The following is a 24226-nucleotide window of genomic DNA, read 5'->3' as shown; positions in this document are numbered from 1 at the left end:
TAGACTCACTCCCCCTTCGGCAGGTATTCGTCTAACATCTCATCTTTGATCCGCTTCAATTCCGTTCTAGGCAAAATGGACAAGAGTTCCCAACCCAAATCTAATGATTCTTCGATAGTACGATTGGTATAGTTTCCTTGGTTTACGTATTCTTTTTCAAAACGCTCGCCAAATTCAGCATAAAGCTTGTCTGTTTCAGAAAGAGCAGACTCTCCTAGCACCACAGCGAGTTCTTTCGCTTGTTTTCCTTCTGCATAAGCAGCGAATAACTGGTTCATGGTAGCAGCATGATCTTTTCTTGTTTTCCCTTCGCCAGTCCCTTTATCTTTTAAACGCGACAAAGATGGCAAGACATCGATAGGCGGGTGAATACCATTATTGAATAAATCGCGAGACAAAATGATTTGTCCTTCTGTGATGTATCCGGTCAAATCAGGAATCGGATGCGTAATATCGTCTTCTGGCATAGTTAGAATAGGAATCTGCGTAACAGAACCCTTTCCACCGACCAAACGACCAGCACGTTCAAATAACGTTGCCAGATTGGTGTAAAGATAACCCGGGTAACCACGACGTCCAGGGACTTCACGTCTTGCTGCTGAGATTTCACGCAAGGCTTCACAATAATTCGTCATATCCGTCATAATAACCAATACATGCATGTCTTTTTCATAAGCTAAATACTCAGCTGTCGTCAAGGCCATCTTTGGAGTGGCTATCCGTTCAATTGCAGGATCGTCCGCTAAGTTAACAAACATAACCGAATGATCAATGGCACCTGTTTTACGAAAGTCTTCCATGAAAAACTCTGCTTCTTCAAACGTAATACCGATAGCCGCAAAAACAATGGCAAATTTTTCGTCTGAATTTAAAACAGTAGCCTGTCTTGCGATTTGAGCAGCTAATTCTTTATGCGGAAGCCCCGAACCTGAGAATACAGGCAGTTTCTGTCCTCTAACCAATGTATTTAGGTGATCAATAGATGAAATTCCTGTCTGGATAAATTCATCTGGATAGTCACGAGCCATGGGATTGATCGCTTCTCCGTTAACATCCAATGATTTTTCAGCGATCAATTCAGGTCCGTTATCATTGATGCGTCCCATTCCATCGAAGACGCGACCAAGCATGTCTTCAGAAACATCTAACGTTAAGGGTTTGCCTAAGAAACGCACTTTAGTATCTTTTAAGTTGATTCCGTGAGAGCCCTCAAATATTTGAACCATCGCTTTATCCCCATTGATTTCCAAAACTTGTCCACGTCTTTTTTCGCCGTTTTGCATTTGGATGTCAACTAACTCATCAAATTTAACGCCTTCAACACCTTCAACAGCCATCAAAGGACCGACAACTTCTGTGATTGTCCGATATTCTTTAAGCATCTAATTCCATTCCTCCTTTTTCAACGATTTGGTGAATGGTGGTTTTAATATCTGATTTTAAGATTTCAAACTTCCCAATTTCTTCTTCAGGGATGTACTTCCCTCTACCAATTCTTTCACGAACTGTAACAGTACCTTCAATAATTTCATTAAAATAAGAACCTAATGCCATACCAGCAAGAGCTTCATCTTCAAAATACAAAATAGTTGATAACATTTCATATTGCTTTTCTCGAGAAGTATACGTATCGACATCATCAAACGCATTTTGTTGTAAGAAATCTTCACGAATCATTTTAGATGTCGCCAACTTTAGACGGTCTCTTTCAGATAAAGACTCAACACCGACTAAGCGGACAATTTCTTCCAGTTCAGATTCTTCTTGCAACAAGGTCATGGTTCTTCTGACCATTCCCGTCCAATCTTTTCCTAATTGTTCTCCGTTATAAATCCCTAACTCTTGAGAATATAAAGAGTACGACGCTAGCCAATCAATAGAAGGAAAGTGACGTTTTTGTGCTAATAAATTATCTAAGCTCCAGAATACCTTAGCAACTCGCAAAGTATTTTGAGTTACCGGCTCAGAAGTATCTCCTCCAGGAGGGGATACTGCGCCGATAGCAGTGATACTTCCTTCTCGGCCTTCCGTTCCCAAAGTAATGATTTTTCCAGCACGCTCGTAAAATTCTGCAATTCGGCTTCCTAAGTAAGCTGGATATCCTTCATCTCCTGGCATTTCTTCAAGACGACCTGACATCTCACGCAATGCCTCTGCCCAACGAGAAGTAGAATCCGCCATAATAGCGACACTATAGCCCATATCTCTAAAGTATTCAGCGATCGTAATACCTGTATAGATGGAAGCTTCACGAGCTGCAACAGGCATATTTGATGTATTTGCAATCAAAATCGTACGTTCCATAATGGACTCCCCGGTATTAGGATCAATTAATTGCGGAAATTCATTGATTACGTCAGTCATTTCATTCCCACGTTCTCCACACCCGACATACACAACTAAATCAACATCTGCCCATTTAGCGATTTGATGTTGCACCACCGTTTTACCAGCTCCAAATGGACCTGGAACAGCCGCAGCACCGCCTTTTGCTACTGGGAACAGCGTATCAATGACACGTTGTCCGGTAATCATCGGTTCAACTGGGTTTAATTTTTTTGCTGTTGGACGTCCTTGTCTAACGGGCCATTTCTGCAGCATCGTAAATTCTTTTACGCCATTTTCTTCAGTTTCAATCGTATAAATAGTCTCAGTAATATCAAAATTTCCACTCTCAATACTCTTGATCGTGCCTTCAACACCATATGGAACCATTATTTTGTGTACAATAACTTTTGTTTCAGGAATAGTCCCAACGATATCCCCTGCAACAACCTTCGTTCCAACTTCTACAGTTGGCGTGAACGTCCATTTATCTGTTCGACTCAATGCTTCAATAGAAACTCCGCGAATCAGATAGTTGCTTTCTGTTTTGTCCATAAATTTATCAAGCGGACGTTGAATTCCATCAAACATTTGCGAAATCATGCCGGGAGCTAATTCAACTGACAAAGCTTCACCAGTTGTTTCAACAGGTTCTCCAGGTCCAACCATTGACGTTTCTTCATAAACTTGAATAGAAGCTACATCGTTACGCATTTCAATAATTTCGCCAATTAACCCAAGCTTACCGACTTTACAGATATCTTGAATATTAGCTTGCTCCATCCCTTCAGCCGTAACTAACGGCCCAGAGACACTCACAATTCTTCCTTTGTTCAAACTGGTAACCTCCTATAAAATATTTTGCCCCACTGCCTTTTCAACATTTTGCTGGATTCTTTTTTTCCCAATGTCTAATGAACCTAAGTGATTAGGAATTAAGATAACGGCTGGTTTTATCATTTGGTCGTAGCGGTCGATCGTCTCCGGTATTAATTTTCCTAACGGTTCTGTCAAATAAATAATGCCATACTCTTCTTTAGCTAGGCGATCAACTGTCCGTCTAGCTTCTCTAGCTTCAGATGCGTAAAAAACGTCAAATCCTAAGATTTTAAAAGGTAAAATCGAGTCTTTGTCGCCGACTACACCAATTTTATGAGCCATAATTGATTCGCATCCTTTCTGTAACTTCTTCAAGCGGAAGCTTATTTTCTTTGCCGACTAAAACTAAACGTAAATTTTTAACTTCATTTTCTTTCGCATAAATATACGCTAATAAAGGCATCGGACCAAAGACTTCTAATTTTGCGTCTTTCATTTTTTCCATGAAGGCATCATCCGTTGCAAGATCAATTTTCACAGGAGACAATTCTTGATTGTCTGAACGGATCGAAGCTGTAACAATTTCCCGATATTTGCCTTCCGCTAGTTTTTTACCCGCCTCTTCTAAACTTTCTGAACCCAATGAAATAAGTTCTTCTATAGGCATACTTCCAGCATCGGATAAAATAGTAGTCAAAAAATTTCGTGATCGTTTTTGGCTGATAGCCCTTGTCAAAGTAGACAAGTTATTTAAATCGATATAAAGAACGATCAATTCCAACACTTTAGGGTCTTCTATTTTTATCGCTAATTGTTTTAAATGAGTAAAGTAACGACGATCAAGGATAATGTCAATCGATTGAATATTGGAGTAATCTTCGTAGTCTGTTTTCACTTCAAGAATACTTGTTAAATATTCTTGATCCAAATCATCGGATCTACTGGTTTCTACAGCTTGTCTTAAAGTTGAAATGGAATTTTTTCCAATCGGTATCAGCATTGTTGTGAAGTCATTTTTTGTGAAATACTCTTTTAATAATACTTTTAAATTGTGGTAAGAATACCGCAACGAAAACAATTCAACTAAGTTCGGTTCTGGGCTAATGCTGAATAACTCAGCATACATTCGTTGCAATTCATTCACTAGCATTAAATCATAGTCTTTTGTCTCTTTTAATTGTTCTATATCATTTCGATAAGGTGTATCCTTTAAAACATTCAATGCTTCTTCAAAATCAGGCGCTTGTAGCATCCGTTCAAATTGATCATTTCTAAGGAGATTACTTTCGTAAACACGAATGCGTGCGTTAGTCCCAGCAAATGCTGTTGGCTTCATTTATTCTCCTCCTTTTTATTGAAATAATTTTTTTGAAACAGATGGAATCAAATGATTTTTGCTTTCATTGATCAAAGCATGGAATAAATAATTGTATTGTATTCCATTGTCTTTAAGGATAAATCCAAATTTCCCCGCAATCGTTTCATTTGATAAAGAAACGTTTAGTTCTTTTGATGCTACTTCTTCGATCCATTGTTGAGAAACTTTTTCAGCTGACTTTTCTCCTAAAATCAATTCTACGCGTTCCATCGCTTTAAATTCTTTTAAGACAGATAATAAAAATGCTTGGAATTCTGTTTCATTCCATTGCTCCATTTCCATCAAAGCTTTCTCAAACACAGAATTTAGCGAGAGTTGTTTTTCAGACAGCAATTGATCGCGTTTATGGTTTACCAAGCTATTTTTATTCTTTTCAAACTCATTTGCTAAGCGAACATCAATCATTTTCTTTTGTTTAACTTCTTCTTCAGCTAAGTCTGTATCGGCTGCTGCAAGTCTATTTTTTGCTTCCAGTTCAGCTTGTTGAATTTTGTTTTGTATTTCGACTTTCTTTTTTTCAATCATACGATCCGTAATCAGTTTAAGATCTGACATCATTTCCCTCCGTTCTTAATCGTTTTTTGAATAGAAATGAGTCATTATACATTTAAGACAAGTAAAAAGGAAATAACAAAACCTAAGATAGCGTATGTTTCAACCATAGCAGAATAAATAATTCCTTTTGTAGCGTGCTCAGGTTTTTTAGCTAAAATTTGGATACCAGCAGAAGCAACACGACCTTGTGCAATACCTGAAAATAACCCGGTGAAAGCAATCGGCATAGCGGCCATCAACATATATAAACCCTGTGCTAAAGTTGTATCAGCGCCCGTGTTCAAATAAATCAAGAAGGCAATAACAAAACCATAAAGACCTTGTGTACCTGGCAAAAGCTGTAAGATCAGAGCTTGACCAAATTTTTCAGGCTGTTCAGTGGTTAAAGCAGCAGCTGCTTCCCCTGTCATACCTACACCTTTAGCTGAACCGATACCTGAAAAGATTGTTGCAAACCCAATTCCCATTGCTGCAAAGAATAGACCACCATTGTTTTCTGCTAAAAATGTTATCAAATTGCCCATTATAAAATTCCTCCATTAAAATATATTTTTTTTAGATAGTTGTTTAAGTTTATTGTCTTTTTTTTAAATAAATGTGTTTTTCAAAAGTCTTCAACGGATTCAACGCTCGTCCGCCACCTTCGTAAAATTTTCCGAAAAATTCAACGTATTGTAATCTGGCTGTATGCACGTAAGCACTTAAATAAGTTAAGAAAATATTCAGCGAATGCAACGCGACAAATAGCAAAATCCCAACAGTAAATTTAGCGACAGGAGGTAAAAATTCAACAATCATATTAAAAGCTGCTGCTATACTCCCACCGGAAACTCCTAGGGCCATTAATCTTGTATAACTGACTAAATCACCCACATAACCTGTTATACCATACAAATTATATAGTCCTAATGCTGCTCCCAGACCTTTTTTTTCAGAAGCTAACATGGTCACCACAATAATTCCAACAACATTCACTCCTATTAAAAGATAAGCGATTGTTTTAAGTAGAGAACTATCGAAAACCATCATGCTCAACACTAAGAGCCCAATGCCTACTAGGATCCCTACCCAAGCCATTCCATCAACATAACTAGAGGCTCGTTCTTGTTTCCGCCACTTAACTGCTCCGTTAATAACCAGACCATACACAAGTTGAATGAACCCAAACACGACTGAAAGCAAGAGTATAGTAATAACGTCTGTCGTTGTTGACAATAATTGGAAAGGCAAATCGTAACCAAAGAAACTACCATAAATCACTCCCCAAACAATTACGCCATAAGACAGCAAATGGAAGAAGCGAATAAATTTAGCCATTCCCTTATCTAAATTAAGGTATTTCTGTGCTAGAAAAGTACCGATCAGAAGAATTAAACCATAACCTAAATCTGCGCTCATCATACCAAAAAAGACTAAGTAAAACGGCATCATAAAAGGAGTCGGATCAATATCATCGTATTTTGGCAAACTGTACATCTCCGTGACACTTTCAAACGGTTCAACAAATTTATTGTTTTCTAAAACAACTGGAACAACACCGTAGTCCTTCATTTTAATTTCTTCCGAAATGACTGCGTAGTGTTCTTTTCCAACGTGGGTATCTAAAAGGACTTTCAATTCAGGAACCTGTTCTTCTTCCAACCAACCATTTAACAAGAAGAAACTTTTCCCGTTCAATAAGAGGGTTTTTCCAATTTCTCTTTGAGCGAGATTATAATAATATTCTTCGCCTAGTTCTAACTGTGTTACTTTAGTTTTAAAAGCTACCAATTCTTTTTTTAATGTTTGCTCTTTTTCTTGCAGCTTTTTATTTTCTGCAAGATTGCGTTTCAGTTCTTCTTTGGGTACTAACGTATAAGGATAATTAAACTTGGTAAACTGAAACTGATTCAAAATAGATTCGGTAGCACTATCATTTTCTTTAGCTGTAATAATAAGATAGGCGGCTTCATCTTTGTATTGAAAAATTTCTTCAATATAATTTGAGCCTTTTTCTTTTAGTGCATTTTGAAATTCCGTTACATTTCCAGCAGCAATCGTTCCAACATAACCTGCTGTAAGTTTAAATTCTGCTAAATCATTAGGATTGAATTCTAAAGGGTTCCATTTACGCAAAAAGAGTTCTTCTTCATTTAAACTTTTCTGTTGTTGTTCTAACGCAATAAGTTCTTTTTCTTTTTTAAAAACTTCTTGGCAGATTGCGTCTAATTGAGAAACAGAAATTGCTGCTTCTAGTTCCTCTAACGTATATTCCTCTCGGCCTTTTTTTAATTTGGCAATAAAACCTGGTTGCGGGAGGTACTGTTTTAAGTATGACAACGCATGCTGAATATCTTTCAAACGTTCTTCATATTTTGTTTTTTCAACAGTCGGCATTTCTTTAGAATAATAACTAAGGAGATTGGATTCTTCTAAAGTCGTTAAATCTACTAACTCAAGCCTTTGTAATTCCTGCACTGCTTTTAAAAGAAGATCTTTATCTGCTTGTTCTGCCAAAAGCGTCATCTGTTTCATTTTAGCTATTGCCATAGCGATGGATAACCTCCTTTACAATGTCATTTACCACATCTGTTTCATTTACCTTAGCGGAATGATCCAACTCTGCTGCTTTGGCAGAAATCTCTTCATCTACTTGTTTTTTTATGTGTTCTATTTCTTGATCATACCTTTTTTGTTGCTCTTTTTCGTACTCTGCCAATTTAGAAGATAAACGCGACTGATGATCTGCCATGGTTTCTTCGGTTAACTCTTTTATTCTTTTAACCTCTGCGTCGCTATCTGTTTCTAATTTTCCAGCTCTCTCTTCTGCTTCTTGAACATATTGAATGGCTTCAATACTCATCTTATTTCACCTCCTCCAAAATAAAAAAAAGGCGTAACTAACAAGACTTCTTCTCACCCCTTGAAGAAATTGCCTTGAAAGCTACTGCCCAACCATTTTTATTCTATTTAATTTATAATAAATTTAACATAGAGCAATTTCACTGTCAAATGACTTTTAGGTTCAACTGGAAAGTCTTCAATTGTAATTTGTGTCCTATTTTCGGCAGCATTTTAAAGATTATAGGGTAATGTAATAATAGCAAATTTGTTTATAATAGTTACCTCTAAATTAAATTATACCGTTTTCACAACTTAAATACAATGCTGATTTTTATAACTTTATGTTTTATTTCGGCATTCCAAATGAAAAGACCGCTAACGAACCAAATCCAGTATGAGCTGCGATTGTCGGTCCATAAGGATATATCTTAATATCTTTTACTTTAATTTTTTCTAAAAGAGCTTCTTTTATCCATTCTGCTTCTTCTGGAACTCCTGCGTGTCCAATAAAAATCGTTTGGTTTTCAGGCTCAATGATTCCTTCCGCTGTTTTTTGAACTAAGAATTGCAATGATTTTTTCCGTCCTCGGACTTTAGCATAAGGAACCAAACCACCCAGTTGGTTCATGATAATAATGGGCTTTACATTTAATAGCGTTCCTAAAGTTGCAGAAACTGCTGAGATTCTTCCGCCGCGCTCTAAATGCTTAATATCATCTACTGTTACCCATGAGTGAAGCTTTAATTTATTTTCTTCTATCCAACGAGTTACCTCAATCAGCGACTTGCCTGCTGCTTTCATGTTAGCTGCTTCATAAACAAGCAACCCATCGCCAAGACAAACCGCCAATGTATCAATCACTGTAATATCAACAGTTCCATACTCTTCTCTTAGCATTTCTACAGCAGCTAATGCATTATTATACGAACCACTTAATCCCGATGAAAAAGCTAAATAAAGAATCGGTTCGCTCTTTTCAACATAGTACTTAAAGACTTCTAGATAAGTTCCAATATTGATTTGAGATGTTGAAGCAATCTTACCCTCTTTTATATTTTTAAAAAAAGCTTCTCGATCAAATGTTTTGCCCAAATCATCGATTATCTCTTTTCCCTCCATATTGATGACCATATTCATAATGTGAATATGATGCTTCTCAACAAATTCCAGAGGCAGGTCGCAACAAGAATCTGCAATTATTTTATATGTCATGTTAAAACTCCTCGATGGTATACTTTTCTTTTTTAACTGTCCAATTACTATTATAGCTAGAATATGGCAGAAAAGAAAACTATATTGATAATAATTTGAAAAAGACTTGCACATCTGAACGTTTGTTCGTATAATGAAATTAACAAACAAACGTTCGGAGGAATCGATATGGAAAAAAACTTTGCTGAAAAGTCCCCTGCCTTTTTTAATACCTTTAATAAGAAGCTGTTTCTCACTAAAGAACCAGATACCTTGCAAGTGTTTCCTCAGATGCCTGAACATCAAATCCGCTATTTTTTGATGCAAGCTTATGAGCGGCGCAAACCTATCGTTCTCCAAATGAATAAGACCAAACATATCTTGACAATTGATGAACAAAAAGGAATTTTAAGATACGCCCCAAATAAAAAATCGCTTATTATCTTAGAGAGTCTGAGTCGCCAAACAACTTATATGCTTTCTTTTGAAGACATTCGCCATGTTCGGTTAGCTCAATAAAAAAACGAACCCTTTTAAAAGGTTTCGTTTTTTTATTGGACTAGTTTCTAACTTTATTTGTCGGATCTAATTTCTTTTCAATTGCTCCTAAAACAATATCACTAATAACAGCCATCAATGCGGTTGGGATAGCACCTGATAAAATAATAGCCCCACCGTCTGTGGCGTTAACGCCACGCGTAATGATGTCACCTAATCCTCCTGCTCCAATAAAGGTTCCGATTGCCGTAATCCCAATACCGACTACTAATGCATTACGAATCCCTGCCATTATAACAGATAACGATAGCGGCAATTCAACCATATAGGTCAGTTGGAATCTGGTCATTCCCATCCCTTTACCAGAATCTAAGATGTTGCTGTCAACATTTCGAACACCGGTATACGTATTTTTGATGATTGGCAATAAGGAATATAGAAAGACGGTCGTCACAACTGTTCCTACGCCCAGACCTAAACCAAGCATCAAAATAGATAACATGGCTAAAGAAGGAATCGTTTGAATAACATTGGCAACGCCAATAACCCAGTCTGCTAATTTACTGTTGCGTGAAACCCAAAATCCTATAGGAATTCCGACAATAGCTGCAAAAAGAACACCATAAATAGAAATTAAAAAGTGGCGCACAAACTGTTCCCAGATATAAAATCCATTTTCGTTAAAGTAATACCATAATTGTTCCCAAAGACCCATCTCTGAAATATTCACGGATTACTCGCCCCCTTTTGTGTTTGTTTCATTTTCTTCAAAATAATTATTTTCTTCTAAAAAATCTGTTGCAACTTTTTTTGGTTCCAATAAATTATTGTCCGCTTCATAATTCATTTCTTGCATTTTTTCAGTCGTGATCGTCCCTGCTAATTTCAGCAATACTTCATTTAATTCAGGGTAATCTTTTAACACTTGGTAAGTGGTAACAGGACTGGCATCGTATGGGGGAAACAAGTGCTTGTCATCTTCTAAAACGACTAAGTCATAACTGCTGATTCGTCCGTCCGTTGAATACCCTAAAACCACATCCATCTTTCCGGCTGCTAAAGCATCATAAACTAATCCAATTTGCATTGGATAGACACGCTTAAAATCAAAACCGTACGTTTCTACAAACGCATCGTACCCATCGCCTTCTCTCTCCATCCAAGAAGTATCGGCACCTAATTTGAGTTCTGATATGATATCCTTTAAATCACTAACAGTTTGAAGATCATATTCTTCTGCTAATTCTTGTGTGACCATAAACGAGTAAGTGTTAGCAAATCCATATGAAGGAAACCATTTTTGATCGAATTCATCTTTAAATCCATTTACGACAGTTTGGTAAGCTTTCGCTGGATCTGTGATTGGCTCTTGCTGAAGCACGCCTGTTAAATCGGTACCTGTGTAACGGACACCTGAAACATTTGCGTCTCCTCCAACTAAAGCCTGATGATTAAGGGTAGAAGACCCTAAATTGTTGATCAATTGTGCATCGATATCGATATAATGTTCGACCATGCCTTCAACGATAAAACCCAAAATTTGTTGTTCTGTAGTGGTCCCACCTGTAATAGTGATTCCTTCTTCGTCAAAACCCCCGCCTAAACCAGGAAGCGAGCAACTGCTTAAAAACACAGTTGCTAAAAGAAGAACCACAATTTGATTGATTTTTTTAATTGTGTTCATTGTTTTAAAACCTCCTATTTAGTATGCGCTGGCGGGCGTTAATTTTTTCTCTAATTTTCCTAAAATAAAATCTGTTAATAAAGCTAACACCGTTACGGGTATCGTACCACCAATAATCAGGCTAGGTATAAATAGATTTAATCCATTAAAAATAAAGTCTCCTAAGCCGCCTGCTCCAATATAAGAAGCTAGTGTTGCCCAAGCAATAACGTATACACCGGAAAGACGAATCCCGGACATAATGACCGCTGCAGCTTGCGGCAATTCGACTAAACGAATCAATTCCATATCGGTCATACCCATTCCTTTACCCGCGTCTTTTAGCCCTCCGTCTACTCCTTTGACACCAATATAGGTATTTCTAAGAATTGGCAATAACGAATAAATGAATAAAGCAATTATTGCAGGAACTTTTCCAATTCCAAAAAACGGAATCATCAAAGCAAGTAGAGCTAAAGAAGGAACGGTTTGTAAGACCGTTGCAATTCCCATTACGATAGACGCTACTTTATTAAAACGAGTCAATATTATTCCAAGTGGGACAGCTACAATCACACCTAAAAATAAAGCAAATGCAGAAATATAAAGATGTTCCCACGTTTTCAGCAACAGATCCGAACCATTGCTTGCAAAAAAATCAGCCATGTTTCTTCCCTCCTACTCTTTAATTTCTTTTGAAACGGTTGATTCCATCGGCGTTTCAGGTGGTGTTTCTGCGTCATCGCCCCAAATCGTGTCATACACAATATCTACTAGAGAAGCACGCGTAACTATTCCAATTAAACGATTTTTTTCATCAACTACTGGGACATTCTTAAACCCGCGTTTTAAAATACGTTGTACAGTATCTCTTAACAACGTTCCTTTGCGTACAAAATAAACTTTGGTCGACATGATATCGCCAATACTGGTTGCACGTTTCCTGTTTAAATCGATGCTTTCAACATCAACATATCCCTTTAAGATTCCTGCATCGTCCGTCACTAATAACGAGTCTACACGGCGGTCACGCATCAGTTTGATAGCATCAGTAATAGACTTGCCTGGTGTAACTGAAACAGGGTTCTTCAACATAACTTGTTCAACTGTTTGAAGATTAGGCCGTGCTTGGAGCAAACGATCTTCCCCAATAAAGTCTTCTACAAATTGATTAGCTGGAGCAGCCAGAATATTATCCGGTGTATCGAATTGAACAACTTTACCTTCTTGCATAATGACAATGCGGTCCGCTAAATCTAAAGCTTCATCCATATCATGAGTAACAAAAATAATTGTTTTTCCCATCTCTACTTGAAGTTCTTTTAATAATTCTTGGAGAGAGTCTCGCGTAATAGGATCCAAAGCACCAAACGGTTCATCCATTAAAATAATGTCTTGATCCGCAGCTAAAGCGCGGATAACGCCTATTCTTTGTTGCTGACCCCCTGACAATTCAGAAGGATAGCGATCTAGAAACTCTAACGGCAAATCTACTCTTTTTATGAGTTTTTTGGCGATTTCTTTTTGTTCTTCCTCTGGCCATTTCATTAATTTCGGAACTAAAACGATGTTATCAAAAATGGTCATGTGTGGCATCAACCCGATTTGTTGGATCACATAGCCGATTTTCCGACGCAATTTCACTGGATCTTTCTTCATGATATCTTGGCCATCAATTAAAATTTGTCCAGAAGTTGGCTCGATCATTCGGTTGATCATCCGCATTGAAGTTGTCTTTCCACTTCCACTTGTACCAATAAAAACAATAAATTCGCCTTCGTTAAACGCAAGATTGATGTTGTCTACTGCTTTTTTTCCGCCTTTATAAACTTTTGAAACATTTTTAAATTCAATCAAAGTTTCCACCCTCTTATCTATTTTTCTTTTCTTTGCTAAAAAATCGCATTATCCTTATCAATTATCTCTTAAATCGCTCGTATAATCAACTTTCTATACTTTTCATTAAAAATCCCTTAAAAAAAAGACGCAAAAATAATGGTTTGACCAACTATTTCTACGTCTGAAAAGTTACTTTGTTATAAAATTGGTGAAAATAATCTAGAAAATGTTTGTTTAAATTTCAGCCAACGCGATTGTCCATCTAATAGGGATTGAGTCAATAAATAACTGCTTTCGATATCTTTATAAAAAATTTCTTTTTGTTGTCTGGCAATCTCTGGGTCATAAATAAAAGCATTTACTTCAAAATTTAGTTTGAAACTTCGAATATCAAAATTAGCTGTTCCAATTGAGCAGATTTCGCCGTCTATCACAATTGTTTTGGCGTGTAAGAACCCATTATTATAGATGTAAACTTCAGCTCCAGCGGCTACCAATTCGGCAGCGTAGTAAGTAGTTGCTCGGTAAATAAACGGATGATCTGGTTTATTAGGAATCATGATTTTAACATCAATACCAGACATGACGGCTATTTCAATAGTCTCCAGTACTGAATCATCCGGTACAAAATAAGGAGTTTGGATAAAAACGGATTCTTTTGCCATACTGATCATCTTAATGTACCCTTTTTTGATTTGTTGGGTTTCAGTATCCGGCCCGCTTGAAACGATCTGCATGTTTGACTTGCCTTTTTTCTTCATTAGCGGAAAATAACTTTCTTGGTATTCTAACTTATGATGAGAAACCGTCGCGTTCCAATCCATTAGAAAGCGGCTTTGCAAGGGCAAAACGGCATTGCCTTCAATTTTCAAATGAGTATCACGCCAATACCCAAATTTTTTATATTCTCCTAAGTATTCATCCCCAACGTTGAAACCGCCAGTGTAGCCAATTTTCCCATCGATAATAACAATTTTTCTGTGGTTGCGGTAATTAAAACGTAAATTTATAAAGCTAAAGCGGGAACCAAAAAAAGTTTCAGCTTCCCCTCCTAAAGCTTTTAGCTTTTTAAAAAATTTAGGTTTCAAAGCACGGGATCCTAACGCATCATAAATAACAAAAACTTCTACACCCGCTGCTGCCCGTTCTTCAAGAGCCGCTAAAACGCGATTTCCGATTTTATCATCTTTAAAAATATAATAAATCATATGAATATGATGCTCAGCTTTGTAAATGTCTTTAATCAATGCATCGTATTTTTCAGCACCATCTGTAAAAATTTGTATTTTGTTGCCTTTTGTTAAAATAGATTCATCGCTTTCAAGAAACAAACTTGCCATTTCTTTGGCATTTTCTGTTGCTTGTCTACTGGACAGCAAATCTTCATCATCTGCCAGCATTTCTTTTTGTGCTTGAACAAGTTCAGGCATTCCTATGCTTTCTTGAGCTTTAATATCGAAAATCTTTTTGCGGGATAATTTATTCCCGATAAATAAATAAAAAACAAACCCCACTCCCGGCAACAACATCAAAACCAATAACCATGCCCATGTAGCTGCGATATCTCGTTTTTCTCGAAAAACAGTGATCATGGCAAAAATGATATTTAAAACAATAATAGCTAATATACTCATCCAAACTATTTGCATATGTTAATCCTTTCGAAACTTTTATTCTTATCTTACTATGTTCTTTTTTCTATTGCTAGCATTATTCAACTTAGAGCGCCTTTTAAAACAAATAAAGAAGCATCCGCTTCAAAAAAAGAATCGGATGCTTTTGTTTTATCGTTTAATTCATTGGAAGCTTGATGCAGTTGGTTCTTTTGGTACAAACAAATGAGGTGCTGTTTTGTTAAAGAGAAGCAACACAATGCCTGTTGCAAACATAGTCGCCAATGCGCTTCCTCCGTTGGCAAGAAACGAATACCATAATGGACTCATTCCTTCTGGTGCATAACTTCCCCAAAAGTAATACCCTGCTATAAAGTGCCAGAAAAAACGAGCTATCGTTCCAACGATTGTTGCTAAAATGATATATCCTGCTTTTTTGACAGGTTGCTTTGCGCGAAAAGCTTGTTGAAGGGGTTTAGCAAAAAAACCAGCAAATCCCGTAAACATAAACGCTACAAAATACTCAATAAAACCTTGCAGCAGATTTAAAATAGCGACATCACCCGTCAAGTAATGTAATACTCCCCATAAAAATCCAGATGCAATACCTGCTACAGCGCCTCTTCGAAGGGCATACAGTATCATCGGGATCATTCCCAATGATATAGTAAAACCTGTACCGACAGTCGTCGGCAATAAGGATAAAACAATGGCTAAAGCTGCGACAATCGTTCCTTCGATCCATACCCGTAATCGTGTATTTTCCATAAAAAAATCCTCCTTTAGTGTGTCGAACAGTGCCACACAACAAAGGAGGAGCTCAAATTATCTTTTAAGATAAATCATTTGCCCCGTCACAATTCCTACGCTCGTGTTAACGAACAGGTTCGAAGGGTCAGAATCTAGGATTCAATCTCAGCTTTTTACAGCACCCCTTTGTGATGGTTGTTCAGTTAGTTTTTACTCTTCAAATACTACGGACAAAAAAGCTTTTTGTCAACTCTTTCTTCCGGCCGGCTTAATCCATACGCTTTATTCAGCCGATGAAAAAGCTGAACTTTCTTGATTCATTTCCTCTTTATCGTTTGAACCTGAGTCTATGTCAACCTCAGAGTCTTTAGGTATCTCTGGACTCGAAGAATCTTCTGGCTCTTCAGCCGTATCTGAAGAATTTTCTTTAGCTGGAAGTTCTGGTTCTTGCGTATCTTTTTGTGGCGCCGTCCAGTTGCTTTGAGGACTCTTTGTTGTCTTAGGAGTGGGCTGCCATGTATTTTGATTCGTTGTGCTGCTTTTGACAGAGGTAGAAGTTGATGCTTCATCTTGTTCCGACTCTTCTTGCAGAGCAGCCTCTTTTTCAATTGCTTCCATTCGTTCTTGCTCAGCCAGTCGTTCTTCTTCCAACACTCGTTCTTGTTCTTCTTGTTCTTGAAGCAGTTGTTGTTCTATAACCCTTAATTTAGTTTCTACCAACGCTAATGTTTCAAAAAGTGCTGTTTGGACTTTCTTATTTTTTATCGCTGTAATCATTGCTTTTACTTCATCGTACTGCACTTGAGTAACATCTTCTTTGACTATTTCTGTTTTGGGCTCCTCAAACAATTCAGCTAAAGTTTTCTCAGCTTTTTTTATTGCTTCATATTGATCTTTCGCTTCAGTCAAATATACCTTCAATTCGTCATATAGCAACGGAAAACGTTTTTTTATTTTTTCTAAATGAGTTTGTGCTTGTTCTAATTGGCTTTCAGACACTTCGTCAGCTAATATATTATCTATTAACAAAGATTGAACAACTTTTTGAGCTTGATACCCTTCTTCGGCTGCTCTCACTTCAGTTAGAAGCTCTTTTTTTAAAGGGCTGTCAGGAAGTTCTTTGACTTTATCTAAAGCAATTGATAGTTGCTTTTCCGTAATACCTTTTGCTAACGTCTCTTTTGCTTCCGTTTCAAATAAAGCAGCGACTAGCTTTTCTGCTTCTTTTGTCTCATCTAGCTTTTGTTCTGCTTGTTTAAATTTTTCAGTTTGTACATAACGATGGTATTTAGTGCCCCCCATGATCGTTGCTACCGTTAGCAGCACAAGAAGTGAAAGAACGATATTTTTTTTAGTCATTTTCTGAATCCCTTCTGGTCTTTCTCTGTTTTGTTTTTTATCTTTCATGTACTATATTTTTTTTGAGTAAATAAACTTGTACGCTCCATCTTCCTTGCTTCGTTTTTTTGTATCGACAAATCCCGTTTTTAAATACAGCATTTGCCCGCTTAGATTATCATAGTCAACTGCTAATACAATCTCATCGATCGAATCAAAATTTTCTTTAATGAATAGCGGCAATCGTTCCATCGAAAGTTTTCCGTATCCTTTGTTTTGAAAACGCTCGTCAATGGAATGCGCATGTAATAATAAAGCATTCTCCTCGGTTGGATAAGTCGAAAACCCCTTTTCTTTTTGTAAAATGAAAAATCCTACTAAGGTTTCTTCCTTTAAAATCAAAACCGGAAATTTTTTAGTTTCATGGAGACTATCGGTCATTGCTGTCATCGGCTTAACAGTATAAGGTGTTTCTTTTAATTGATAGTTTTCAAATAGAACTGCATCTGCTATTGTAGCTTCTTTCAATATTATTTCATCAGCCAGTACCATATAGCCTTCACCGCCTCTATAAATTTCACCTAATCGTACCACGAGTTCTAGCTTAAACTTTGTTTAGTGCTTCTATTTTTCAACGGTCGCCTTCCCACTCTTGAAAAAACTCCTTTAGATAGTTTTCCATATAAATATGTCGGTGACTTGCCATTTTTTTGCCAACGGATGTATTCATCGTACTTTTTAATTTTAAAAGCTTCTCATAAAAATGCATGATGCCAGTATCTTCACCAGAACGGTACTGTTCAAGCGTTAAATTTTCTCTTGGAAGAAGGTCTGGATGGTGAATCAGACGACCGTGTGCTCCGGTATAAGCCATTGTCCGAGCAATTCCAACAGCTCCCATAGCATCTAAACGATCTGCATCCTGAACTATTTTCCCTTCTAATGAAGAAAGTCTTTTTTTATTCGTTCCGCCTTTATACGACAAATGTAAAATAATATCTAAAATAGCCATCCGTTCTTGTTCTTCCAATTCAATAGTTTTGAGCCAATTACGAATTTTTTCTTCTCCTGCTGCTTCGCTCTTGTTTAACTTCCCATCAGCGACATCGTGTAACAGTGCTGCCATTTCACAGATAAAAAAGTTTACTTCTTCAGTCTCTTGTATCGCGATCGTTTTAGCTACATTTCGCACGCGGTCAATATGCCACCAGTCATGACCACTAGCATCATCTTTTAATAAATCATAAACATACTCTTCTGTTTGTTTTAAAATTTGCTTTTGATGTCCGGATACCATTTAATAGACTCCTTGGATTTTATTTTCTCTTTGTTATTTTATCCATTCTAGTTTATCAATCTACCGATGAAATCACAAGAAGTAACTTCCTCTGTAAGGCTTGTCCTGCTTTGTTATTTATTTTAAAAAAAGATGAATTTTCCTCCCATGTGTTAATTCTTACCAATTTCTTATTTTCTGCTCATAGCTCTGCTATGACAATGAAAACAAGCTGTTATTGATGATTTATGAAAATCACTTTTGTTTTCATTTCTTCAAGATAATGTTACACTCATTTTTGTGCCTTATTCGGGAAGCTTGTTTTGAGTAAAAACTGGCTTTATAGCCATTCATTTCTATTTGAGATTAAATTAAAAATGAAAGGTTATTCTTCTTCAACAAACGTTTCTCGCATTTCTATAGACTATAGGGTGCACTAGAGGATGTAAAAAAAATAAAGGAGTGGATACTTTGTCAAAAATAAAAGTTGAGAACGTCACGAAAATTTTCGGTAAAAAAAGTGACCGTGCTTTGGAGTTATTGGAACAAAACAAAACAAAGCAAGAAATTTTAAAAGAGACCGGAGCTACAGTTGGTGTGAATGATGTCAGCTTCACGATTGAAGAAGGTGAAGTTTTTGTTATCATGGGGTTATCCGGTAGTGGAAAATCTACGTTAGTGCGTATGTTCAACCGATTGATTGATGCTACAAAAGGAAACATCTATATTGATGGAGAAAACTTATCTAAAATGGATAAGAAAGCTTTACGTCAAGTTCGCCGTGAAAAACTAAGCATGGTTTTTCAAAACTTTGCTTTATTCCCGCACCGTACTATTTTAGAAAATACTGAATACGGATTAGAAATCCAAGGTGTTGATAAGAAAGAACGTTCTGAAAAAGCGATAAAAGCTTTGGAAAATGCAAGTTTAGGAGATTACCGGGATCAATACCCTCACCAACTTTCAGGTGGTATGCAACAACGTGTCGGCTTAGCTCGTGCATTAGCCAATAATCCTGAAATCTTATTAATGGATGAAGCTTTTTCTGCTTTAGACCCATTGATCCGGAAAGAAATGCAAGACGAGTTAGTTGATTTACAAGCTAACGTTAAAAAAACTATCATCTTTATCACACATGATTTAAATGAAGCTTTACGAATCGGTGACCGGATTGCTTTAATGAAAGATGGCGTAATTGTTCAAATCGGTACTCCAGAAGAAATCTTAATGAATCCAGCAAATGATTACGTGGAACGATTTGTTGAAGACGTAGACCGTTCTAAAGTATTGACAGCTGAACACATTATGAAACGTCCTGAGACTGTAAACATCAAAAATCATGGTCCGCGTGTGGCTTTGGAACAAATGCGCCGCGAAGGTCTATCTAGTATTTTAGTGGTTGACAGCAGTCGAAACTTACAAGGATACATTACTGCCGAGGATGCTTCTACAGCACGTAAAGATGGCATCACAAAAATTGAAACCATCCTTAGAACGGATATTCCAATCGTCACTAGAACAACAACTATGAACGATATTTTCTCTGTTATCCATGATTCAACAACTCCTGTTGCAGTAGTTGACAATGGCAAACTAGTTGGAATTATTGTCAGAGGTGCGGTTATCGCCGCGCTAGCTGGTGAAAGTGAGGAGGATTCAGTACATGAATAACATTTTAGATTTGATTCCTAAATTACCGGTAGCAAATGCCGTTGAAGAACTAACAGCTTGGATTACTCAAGCCTTTGCGTTTCTCTTTAATCCAATTCAAAAATACTCGGAGATTTTTATGGAGGGTGTTACAAATACTCTATTGTTTATCCCGCCGATTATTTTTATCATTCTTATTGCTCTGCTAGCGTTTTTTGTATCTGGCAAAAAGTTTGGATTAGCAGCCTTTTCTCTGGTAGGCTTGTGGTTCATTTATAATCAAGGCCACTGGGAAAACCTAATGAATACCGTCACTTTAGTATTAGTGGCCAGCTTACTGTCTGTTATCATTGGTGTTCCATTCGGTATTTTAATGGCTAAAAGCAAAACGGCTAACGCCATATTGTCTCCTGTTCTTGACTTTATGCAGACTATGCCTGCTTTCGTTTATTTGATTCCTGCCGTTGCTTTCTTCGGTATTGGTATGGTACCTGGGGTGTTTGCATCTCTAATTTTCGCTATCCCCCCTACTGTTCGATTTACTAATTTAGGGATTCGTCAAGTTTCAAGCGAACTGGCGGAAGCTGCTGAAGCTTTCGGTAGTACAGGACCACAAAAATTATTTAAAGTTGAGTTGCCTTTAGCTAAATCAACCATTATGGCTGGTATCAACCAAACGGTTATGCTTGCATTATCCATGGTTGTTATTGCCTCTATGATTGGTGCTCCTGGTCTTGGAAGAGAAGTTCTTTCTTCCCTACAACGTGCTCAAATCGGTACAGGTTTCGTATCGGGCATCGGCTTAGTTGTACTTGCGATCATCATTGACCGCATTACACAGAAGTTAAATAAAAAAGCCTAATTTATTAATTAAAAAGACCGTTAACTCTATCAACACATTAAAATTTGAAAACTTTTATAGTTGAAAAATTAAACATTATGAAAAGGGAGATGAATCAATTATGTCAAAATTTAATTGGAAACGCCTGAGCCTTATAGCCGGGCTAGGTTTATCATTAGTTGCTGCAGGTTGTGCCGCTGAGGACGATGCTGCGAAAGAAGATACTGTCGGCAAAGGACAAGCAATTGATTTAGCTTATGTCGAATGGGATACTGAAGTTGCTTCAACCAATGTCATCGGTACTGTTTTAGAAGATCTGGGTTACGATGTGACCTTAGTTCCACTAGACAACGCCGTCATGTGGGAAGCTGTCTCAAGTGGTGAAGTCGATGGGATGGTAGCTGCTTGGTTACCAGGAACTCATGGTTCACAGTATGAAAAATACGGTGACCAAATTGTTGACCTAGGCGAAAACTTAGAAGGCGCTAAAATCGGCTTAGTCGTTCCTGAATATATGGATGTTGATTCAATCGCTGATTTAACAGACGAAGCAAAACAAACCATCACTGGTATTGAACCTGGTGCTGGTGTTGTAGCTGCAGCTGAACAATCACTTGAGGATTACCCTAATTTAAGCGACTGGTCTGTTGAGACTTCTTCATCAGGTGCTATGACTGTTGCTTTAAAACAAGCTATTGCCAATGAAGAAGATATCATTGTTACAGGTTGGTCTCCTCACTGGAAATTCGCTACCTATGATTTAAAATATTTAGAGGATCCAGAAAATTCTTTTGGAGCTGCTGAAACAATCAATACAATGGTTCGTGAAGGATTAAAAGAAGATATGCCAGAAGCGTATCAAGTATTGGACCAATTCAACTGGACAACTGATGAAATGGAAGAAATTATGCTGAACATCAACAAAGGTGAAGATCCAAAAGATGCTGCAAAAGCTTGGATTGAAGAAAACCCTGATCGTGTTGCTGAATGGACAAAAGATGTAGCAAAATAAATAAAATAAAAAAATCCTGAATCGATAATCGATTCAGGATTTTTTTATTTTCGACGGTTACGAGAACTCGTTTCCATAATAATTGGCAAAATAACAGGTCTTCTGCGCGTTTGTTCAAACAAGAATTTACTTAAAGCATCTCTGATTTCTTGCTTCAAGCGACTCCATTCGAATTCTTTATGGTTTAAATTGTCTTCTACTACTTCTCGCACAATTTCATTGCTTGCGGCAATCAAATCAGTATTTTCTTTAACGTAAACAAATCCGCGAGTCATTACTTCAGGACCAGACATAATTTTGCCTTTTTTACGGCTAATCGTTACAACAGCAACAAATATACCATCTTCTGAAAGCAGCTTGCGGTCACGTAAAACGATATTTCCAATATCGCCAATACCAATACCATCTACCATCGTGTTGCCTGCTTCTACTTGACCTGACATATGCATCCGGTCATTTTTATATTCGATCACATCGCCTTTTCCAGGTATAAAAATATTTTTAAATGGAATTCCGACTTCATGAGCTAATTTAGCATGAGCAGCTAAACGGCGATACTCTCCCATAACTGGGATAAAGTACGTTGGCTTGATCAGATTTAACATCAGTTTCAAATCATTTGGTGTAGCATGGCCAGAAGCTTTCAAATTATCAGAAATTTGTTTGACTACTCCGCCTGCACGGTAAATCATGTTTTCTGTTGTTGCCACATTAACTTCCATACTGACAGAAGGACTGGTCACGATATAAATCAAATCGCCTTCTTTAATATTTACTTGAGGATGTTTTCCTGCTGCCATTTTACGCAAGGTTTTAATTGGTTCGCCAGTTGTTCCCGTTTCTAGAACCACGATTTCTTCATCTTTGTATTTATCGATATCTTCAATCGGAACGATCAAATCTTCACTTGGCAAGTTGATTTTTTTGAGTTTCATAGCAATGTCTACGATTTCTTCTAACTGCTTCCCAGTAATAAACACTTTTCTCCAAGATTTGTACGCTGCATCTAAGACTTGTTGGATTCGTAAAATATTGCTCGCAACACTCGCGACAATAATACGTCCCTCAGTATTACGGAAAGTATCCACTACCTCTTCAGCAACTCTCAAATCGCTCACATTTTCAACAGGGCTTTCTGCATCGCTTGAATCACTTAACAAAGCCAGAACTTTATTTTTTCCAATATCGCTGATTTTAGCTAAATCTGTTTGATAAGCTGGCGTTGCACTTTGGTCAAATTTAAAGTCTCCAGTATAAACGATACTGCCTTCATCTGTTTTTAACGTTACTCCTACTGAATCTGGAATCGTATGCGTGGTTCTAAAGAAACTCAAGACTGCATTGCCAAATTCAATTTCAGTGTTCTCATCAATGACATGGTAGTCATCAAATTTGCTTGTCTGGCTATCTTTTTCAACAAATAATTTAGCTAACGCAATGGTTAGTTCTGTTCCAAAAACGGGAACATCAAACTTCTGAAGAAAATAAGGCAGCGCTCCTATTGCATCTTCATGCCCGTGTGTTAAGAAAACGCCAGTTACACGGTCGCGATTTTCTTCTAAATAACTAAAGTCGGGAATGACGATGTCGATTCCTAACAATTCTGTCTCGGGGTACATTAACCCGCAATCTAAGACAAAAATTTCATCTTCCACTTCAACAACGTACATATTTTTACCATTTTCACGTACGCCACCTAGCGAAATAATTTTAATGTTACTCATTTCTTCACCTCTATTTCTCTCTATTCTTGTCTCACTAGTCGCCTAGCTCTAATACAGTTAATATCTTTTGCTCTTCTTCATTGGAACAAGCTACAAGAGGCAATCTTAACCCGCCTACATCTACGCCTAAATGGTTCAATGCCATCTTAACCGGTGCCGGCGAAGGTACAGTGAATAAACTAGCCATTTTAGGCACCAATTGACGGTGTACTTTTGCCGCTTCTGCCACTTCTCTTGATTCAAATAAATCAAACATTTCAACCATTTCTTTACCAAATAGATGGCTGGCAACGGAAATCACACCTGTTGCTCCAACGCAAAATGCAGGATAAGCTAAATTATCTTCTCCTGAATAAACCAGAAAATCATCATTGGTTTGTTCTACGATTTCACTGATTGCATCCATTCCTAAACATTCTTTCACACCAATAATATTATCCAATGCTGCTAAACGAATCGTTGTAGCAGGTTCGATTGCCACACCTGTTCGGCCAGGTACATTATAAATGATGATCGGCAGTTTCGTATTTTGAGAAACCGCCTCAAAATGAGCATATAGTCCTGCTTGATTAGGCTTATTATAATAAGGAGCTACGACCAGTACTGCATCGATTCCATTCATTTGTTCGACTTCTTTAGTGAAAGAAATCGTTTCAGCCGTATTATTCGAACCTGTCCCTGCAATAATCGGTACACGGCCATTTACCAATTCAACTGTTTTTTGGTATAAGCTCACTTTTTCATCTCGTGATAATGTAGGTGACTCGCCAGTTGTTCCGCCGACCACTAATCCTTCACTGCCGTTGGACAAAAGATAGTCGATCAACGTTTCTAATTTGCTGAAATCCATTTGGCCTTCAGCGTTAAAGGGTGTCGCCATCGCTGTGATCACTCTTGCTTTCTTAAAATCCATTCCGTTCACCTTCTCTT

General features: G+C 37.4%; 22 protein-coding genes, 1 pseudogene, 1 riboswitch and 1 other annotated feature. Of the genes and pseudogenes, 3 read left to right on the top strand and 20 right to left on the bottom strand.

Annotation, left to right across the window (positions count from 1 at the left end; translation table 11 throughout):
• Window positions 1–5: 5 nt before the first annotated feature.
• The 9 genes from NY10_RS01455 to NY10_RS01415 form a co-directional block, all read right to left on the bottom strand.
• Window positions 6–1382: a V-type ATP synthase subunit B gene (locus tag NY10_RS01455; RefSeq protein ID WP_058918321.1), complete on the bottom strand. Its 1377-nt coding sequence runs from the start codon at window positions 1380–1382 to the stop codon at window positions 6–8.
• On the bottom strand, window positions 1375–3108 hold the full coding sequence (locus NY10_RS01450; protein WP_442857133.1) for a V-type ATP synthase subunit A: 1734 nt from the start codon (window positions 3106–3108) through the stop codon (window positions 1375–1377). The genes NY10_RS01455 and NY10_RS01450 overlap by 8 nt, the downstream gene beginning before the upstream one ends.
• Before the next feature lie 66 nt (window positions 3109–3174).
• Window positions 3175–3486, bottom strand: coding sequence for a V-type ATP synthase subunit F (locus tag NY10_RS01445; protein ID WP_058918319.1), 312 nt, complete (start codon window positions 3484–3486; stop codon window positions 3175–3177).
• Window positions 3476–4480, bottom strand: a complete 1005-nt coding sequence (locus NY10_RS01440; RefSeq protein ID WP_058918318.1) for a V-type ATP synthase subunit C — start codon at window positions 4478–4480, stop codon at window positions 3476–3478. Before NY10_RS01440 ends, NY10_RS01445 begins: the two co-directional genes overlap by 11 nt.
• A gap of 15 nt (window positions 4481–4495) precedes the next feature.
• Window positions 4496–5077 carry a hypothetical protein gene (locus NY10_RS01435; RefSeq protein ID WP_058918317.1) on the bottom strand — a complete coding sequence of 194 codons (582 nt, stop codon included), beginning with the start codon at window positions 5075–5077 and terminating at the stop codon, window positions 4496–4498.
• 44 nt (window positions 5078–5121) lie between these two features.
• Window positions 5122–5601, bottom strand: a complete 480-nt coding sequence (locus NY10_RS01430) for a V-type ATP synthase subunit K (RefSeq protein WP_058918316.1) — start codon at window positions 5599–5601, stop codon at window positions 5122–5124.
• A 49-nt stretch (window positions 5602–5650) separates the two neighbouring features.
• Complete coding sequence (locus NY10_RS01425; RefSeq protein ID WP_058918315.1) at window positions 5651–7606, bottom strand: V-type ATP synthase subunit I; 1956 nt, start codon at window positions 7604–7606, stop codon at window positions 5651–5653.
• On the bottom strand, window positions 7593–7919 hold the full coding sequence (locus NY10_RS01420; protein ID WP_058918314.1) for a hypothetical protein: 327 nt from the start codon (window positions 7917–7919) through the stop codon (window positions 7593–7595). Before NY10_RS01420 ends, NY10_RS01425 begins: the two co-directional genes overlap by 14 nt.
• Before the next feature lie 47 nt (window positions 7920–7966).
• Window positions 7967–8013, bottom strand: a sequence feature (sodium ion sensor (DUF1646 type); this cis-regulatory element may regulate processes involved in with the transportation of sodium ions).
• A gap of 233 nt (window positions 8014–8246) precedes the next feature.
• On the bottom strand, window positions 8247–9113 hold the full coding sequence (locus NY10_RS01415; protein WP_058918313.1) for a DegV family protein: 867 nt from the start codon (window positions 9111–9113) through the stop codon (window positions 8247–8249).
• A gap of 168 nt (window positions 9114–9281) precedes the next feature.
• Between NY10_RS01415 and NY10_RS01410 the strand changes: the two genes are divergently transcribed.
• Complete coding sequence (locus NY10_RS01410) at window positions 9282–9611, top strand: hypothetical protein (protein ID WP_058918312.1); 330 nt, start codon at window positions 9282–9284, stop codon at window positions 9609–9611.
• Between the two features lie 40 nt (window positions 9612–9651).
• Here NY10_RS01410 and NY10_RS01405 read toward each other — a convergent pair whose 3' ends face one another.
• The 9 genes from NY10_RS01405 to NY10_RS01365 form a co-directional block, all read right to left on the bottom strand.
• Window positions 9652–10314, bottom strand: a complete 663-nt coding sequence (locus NY10_RS01405; RefSeq protein ID WP_058920191.1) for an ABC transporter permease — start codon at window positions 10312–10314, stop codon at window positions 9652–9654.
• Window positions 10315–10323: 9 nt separating this feature from the next.
• Window positions 10324–11265, bottom strand: coding sequence for an osmoprotectant ABC transporter substrate-binding protein (locus NY10_RS01400; RefSeq protein WP_058920190.1), 942 nt, complete (start codon window positions 11263–11265; stop codon window positions 10324–10326).
• Between the two features lie 27 nt (window positions 11266–11292).
• Window positions 11293–11919 (bottom strand): ABC transporter permease, encoded by a 627-nt coding sequence (locus NY10_RS01395; protein WP_058918311.1) that lies wholly within the window; start codon window positions 11917–11919, stop codon window positions 11293–11295.
• Window positions 11920–11931: 12 nt separating this feature from the next.
• Entirely contained in the window at window positions 11932–13110 is a 1179-nt protein-coding gene (locus NY10_RS01390) for a betaine/proline/choline family ABC transporter ATP-binding protein (protein WP_058918310.1), read from the bottom strand.
• Between the two features lie 179 nt (window positions 13111–13289).
• On the bottom strand, window positions 13290–14741 hold the full coding sequence (gene cls, locus NY10_RS01385; protein WP_058918309.1) for a cardiolipin synthase: 1452 nt from the start codon (window positions 14739–14741) through the stop codon (window positions 13290–13292).
• Between the two features lie 147 nt (window positions 14742–14888).
• The gene (gene thiT, locus NY10_RS01380; RefSeq protein ID WP_058918308.1) at window positions 14889–15473 is read right to left on the bottom strand and encodes an energy-coupled thiamine transporter ThiT; all 585 of its coding nucleotides are present in this window, start codon (window positions 15471–15473) and stop codon (window positions 14889–14891) included.
• A 75-nt stretch (window positions 15474–15548) separates the two neighbouring features.
• A riboswitch (TPP riboswitch) is annotated at window positions 15549–15651 on the bottom strand.
• 86 nt (window positions 15652–15737) lie between these two features.
• Window positions 15738–16814, bottom strand: a complete 1077-nt coding sequence (locus NY10_RS01375; RefSeq protein WP_156413245.1) for a hypothetical protein — start codon at window positions 16812–16814, stop codon at window positions 15738–15740.
• 51 nt (window positions 16815–16865) lie between these two features.
• Window positions 16866–17387, bottom strand: a complete 522-nt coding sequence (locus tag NY10_RS01370; RefSeq protein WP_231726755.1) for a GNAT family N-acetyltransferase — start codon at window positions 17385–17387, stop codon at window positions 16866–16868.
• A gap of 37 nt (window positions 17388–17424) precedes the next feature.
• Window positions 17425–18090, bottom strand: coding sequence for an HD domain-containing protein (locus tag NY10_RS01365; protein ID WP_058918305.1), 666 nt, complete (start codon window positions 18088–18090; stop codon window positions 17425–17427).
• 450 nt (window positions 18091–18540) lie between these two features.
• Between NY10_RS01365 and NY10_RS01360 the strand changes: the two genes are divergently transcribed.
• Together NY10_RS01360 and NY10_RS12740 are read left to right on the top strand one after the other, a co-directional pair.
• Window positions 18541–19740, top strand: a complete 1200-nt coding sequence (locus NY10_RS01360; protein WP_058918304.1) for a quaternary amine ABC transporter ATP-binding protein — start codon at window positions 18541–18543, stop codon at window positions 19738–19740.
• Window positions 19733–21572, top strand: a pseudogene (locus NY10_RS12740) (ABC transporter permease/substrate binding protein). The gene NY10_RS01360 and the pseudogene NY10_RS12740 overlap by 8 nt, the downstream one beginning before the upstream one ends.
• 44 nt (window positions 21573–21616) lie before the next feature.
• Here NY10_RS12740 and NY10_RS01345 read toward each other — a convergent pair.
• Window positions 21617–23296: a ribonuclease J gene (locus NY10_RS01345; RefSeq protein WP_058918301.1), complete on the bottom strand. Its 1680-nt coding sequence runs from the start codon at window positions 23294–23296 to the stop codon at window positions 21617–21619.
• A gap of 34 nt (window positions 23297–23330) precedes the next feature.
• On the bottom strand, window positions 23331–24209 hold the full coding sequence (dapA, locus tag NY10_RS01340; protein ID WP_058918300.1) for a 4-hydroxy-tetrahydrodipicolinate synthase: 879 nt from the start codon (window positions 24207–24209) through the stop codon (window positions 23331–23333).
• Window positions 24210–24226: the final 17 nt, after the last annotated feature.

It is taken from the genome of Carnobacterium sp. CP1, from assembly GCF_001483965.1.
GTDB lineage: Bacteria > Bacillota > Bacilli > Lactobacillales > Carnobacteriaceae > Carnobacterium_A > Carnobacterium_A antarcticum.
This window is presented reverse-complemented; position numbering and strand designations above follow the sequence as displayed.